4 protein-coding genes are annotated in these 3,167 nt (G+C 49.2%); 1 reads left to right on the top strand and 3 read right to left on the bottom strand.

Going from position 1 to position 3,167, the window contains the following annotated elements; translation table 11 throughout:
* Positions 1-310 (top strand): hypothetical protein (locus NZ772_16335; protein ID MCS6815123.1); only part of this gene is annotated, 310 nt, incomplete at its 5' end.
* Between the two features lie 38 nt (positions 311-348).
* Here the strand turns inward: NZ772_16335 and NZ772_16330 are convergent.
* From NZ772_16330 to NZ772_16320, 3 genes are all read right to left on the bottom strand, one after another.
* Positions 349-1,746, bottom strand: a complete 1,398-nt coding sequence (locus tag NZ772_16330) for a hypothetical protein (GenBank protein MCS6815122.1) — start codon at positions 1,744-1,746, stop codon at positions 349-351.
* Between the two features lie 150 nt (positions 1,747-1,896).
* Complete coding sequence (locus tag NZ772_16325; GenBank protein MCS6815121.1) at positions 1,897-2,742, bottom strand: hypothetical protein; 846 nt, start codon at positions 2,740-2,742, stop codon at positions 1,897-1,899.
* A 103-nt stretch (positions 2,743-2,845) separates the two neighbouring features.
* On the bottom strand, positions 2,846-3,167 hold a 322-nt coding region (locus NZ772_16320; GenBank protein ID MCS6815120.1), incomplete at its 5' end, for an ATP-binding cassette domain-containing protein.

The following is a 3,167-nucleotide window of genomic DNA, read 5'->3' as shown; positions in this document are numbered from 1 at the left end:
ATCTCAACTTGTGCCCGCAGGCTATCAAAATCTAACGTTTCCTGGCAAGCCACCAGAACCACCTGTGCCCTTACGGGATGACCCCAGCCTTGACTATCGCTGGCAAGTTGTGGTTGAGAACAACATTCGTAAACTGCGATTGATCGGCAAGGTAGACCCAGTTAACTTAGTTTTCGTAGAGGGTAAGCCCCAATCGACCGATCGCAACGGCCAGTTTCAGGTGCTATTTGTACCTCGCTCATCCCCAACCTATCGAGTGGAAGTCAAGACTCCCTTGGGACGAACACAAACTCACATCCTGACTTACTAATAAGATGTAATCCCAAGAAACAGCCGCAAACTAGTTGACTAGTTTGTTGACGATGTAGGGGAGGGTGAAGGGCTGGGTGCAGGCACAGGGATTGGCTTGCCCGTAACTGATGTAGCGGGGGGCCTTGGATCACGAGTCCACAGCACCACGATCGTCCCCTCCCTACCAGTTGGATGCTTTTGCAAGGGTAACAAGTTCAGATATAACGGCTTATCCTTTGCTTGCTTCATTTCATACAGAGCACCGCCACCATGCTCACCTACCTTTTCCACCGAGACAAAAATTGGCTTCAGTTTCTGCTCTAGTGAGTCTGTGTAGAACTTTTCTGGTGCAATGTCCAAGATGTAAACTGCTTTCTCCAAACCGGGTAGAGGCTCAGCATCAGAGGCAAACGTGCTCGTGCTAGCTTGTTGCTGTCCTGGGCTGGTTGCTACAGGTACCTTATAAAACAAGTTAGGCTGAGCAAAGTAGGCAGGCTTGGCATCACTGTATTCATCTGGCAACTTGTCAGGTGCAGGCACGGCTGGAATCAAATCGTCCAAGAGTGTGAACAACTCTTCAGGAATATCTACTAACGGCTCAGTTGAGGTAGAGCTAGCCGAAATATTAATGGACGTTTGTCCACTAGCTGTTTGTGTACCACCTGTACCAGGAGATGGGGATGCTGTAGACGTTGCCGCTGGCTGCTCTGTGAACAATGCAGCAGATTCCTTCAGGGAAGGTAAGTCATTCACAGGCCGAGCTGACAATACATAGAGCGTGTTTGCCCCATCAGCCAAGATACTTAGGTAACGCTGCTCCAAACCGCCCTTTAGCTTATAAATTTTTACAGTGGGTTCAGAGCGAACGACTTCAACGCCAAAGTCTTTTTCCTTGAGGGCCTTTTCAAAATACTTATCGACTGTATCTATTGGAGTTCCCTTGACTGTTTGGCAATCGGGTCGCCCATAACAACCTTTTTCCGATGGAGAGTAGACCGGGAAATCAGCAAACGAACCACTGTAGGTTTTGGGCGGAGTAGCTGCTACGGACGACAATGAGGTGAAACTACCGCTGCCACCATCATCACTAGATGAGTAATCAGTGGTATCACTGCCGGTATCACTGCTAGCACTGCTACCGGTATCAGCAGCCGCTGTATCTGACCCAGAGGTATTGCTATCACTCTTGGTCTCAGGTTGTGACAGCTTAGGTGAAGGTTTGGCTGGTGGCAACTGAGTGATCTTAATAGCAGTATCCTTTTCGTCAGGAATTTCTAACTTCTGGTTAGAAGGCAATGGTGCTAGCAGCAACAGTCCGTGCAGACCAATCGACAAATAAAGTAATGGTTTCAACAAGGCTTTGATAGGAGCAGGCATCCCTTTCTTAGGGCCATTGGTTGGTGGCTCATCGTTAGGGGTCTGGGTTTGATCTTGGGGAGTTACAGTGGCCGTCATAGGATTCTCTCAGTAGCAGTTACTATCGATGATATTTAGCTCGATGATATTCGACTAATGATGCTTGGATCCTCGAACAGGATCCAGTGTACTCACTTCGGCTGGTAGTTGAACATAGCTGTGAACGTAAGATAACATTGCGCAATGGACTCAGCGGAAAACCTCCGTCGGGTCTTTGGCCCACAGAACCAGAAAAATCACGGCTGCTGTTGGCTTTGACTTTGCTAGAGTAACGTAGGCTCCTGGCTGACCCTCCTTGCGAACATAGTAGAGGATGTCTGTCCCAACCTCTTTTACAGTCTGAAAGTTTGCCTGCTTCGCATCACAAGCCTTACGCAAGTCACGCTCTACCGTCTCGATACTACGCTGCTCTTGGTTGCCTTCACCAAGGCTCCCCGATGTCAGCGGAATTGGAACAATTTCTGCGACAATGGCTTTTTTAGCACCCCCTTCGTAATACAAGCTTGGTTGTCGGAACTGGTCAGGTTCCGCTGGTGGAACAGTTTGAGCTAGAGGCAGATACTCTGATTGAACTAGGGTTGCCCAATCACAGGGGTCGCCTCCACCCTGATCGGGTTTGTCTTCTGGAGGCTTTTCTGGCCCTGGAGAGCCGACATCACTCGTTTCGGGTGGCGGTGTAGGAGATGGTTTGGGTGCAGGTGCTCTTCTAGGACGAGGTTTAGGCTTAACGTTGGCCTTAGGTCGGCGCGTAGTTTTGGGTTTGGGTTTAGGTGCTGGTGGTTTTTTGATCAACGAGATGCGATCGATTTTGACGTTCTTATCGATAGGCGTAGGTGTAGGCGAGGGTTTAGGCTTCGACCGTTCTAAGGGTGTAAACAACAACAAAGCGTGTAACGCCACTACCACTGCCAAAATAGGTCGCCATACCATCCTGACCACAAATGGCAGAGGCTTCTTGGGTTGCGTTCTAGGAGTTGGCTGCTCCCGTTCCGGCTCTGGAGTTGGGGTTGGTGGCAATGGTGACAGGGTTGTCATTGGGAGTTCAGAATCTAGGAGTTTGAAGTTTGGAGGTATGTGGGGTTGGGAGTCCGAGATTTACGAGACTTATCGACGGCACTCCCAACTCTGCACTCAGTATCTAGCCGAATCGTCCACTGACATAATCAGCAGTTCGCTTCTGAGCAGGCTGATTGAACAGCGTGGCAGTCTCGTTAAACTCTACTATCTCACCCATATACATAAAGGCTGTGTAATCTGAGAGACGTGCAGCCTGATGCATACTATGGGTAACAATTAAAACCGTAACTTGCTTCTTAAGTTCGTCCATCAAACCTTCAATGCTATCAGTAGCAATTGGATCCAAGGCAGAGGTCGGTTCATCAAACAGCACTAGTTCAGGATCAGTTGCTAGGGCACGGGCAATACAAAGTCGCTGTTGTTGTCCACCAGAGAGGTTGTAG

The organism is Cyanobacteriota bacterium (assembly GCA_025054735.1).
Lineage (GTDB): Bacteria > Cyanobacteriota > Cyanobacteriia > SKYG9 > SKYG9 > SKYG9.
Note: the sequence above shows the minus strand (reverse complement) of the source record. Positions and strands in the feature narration are given on the sequence as shown.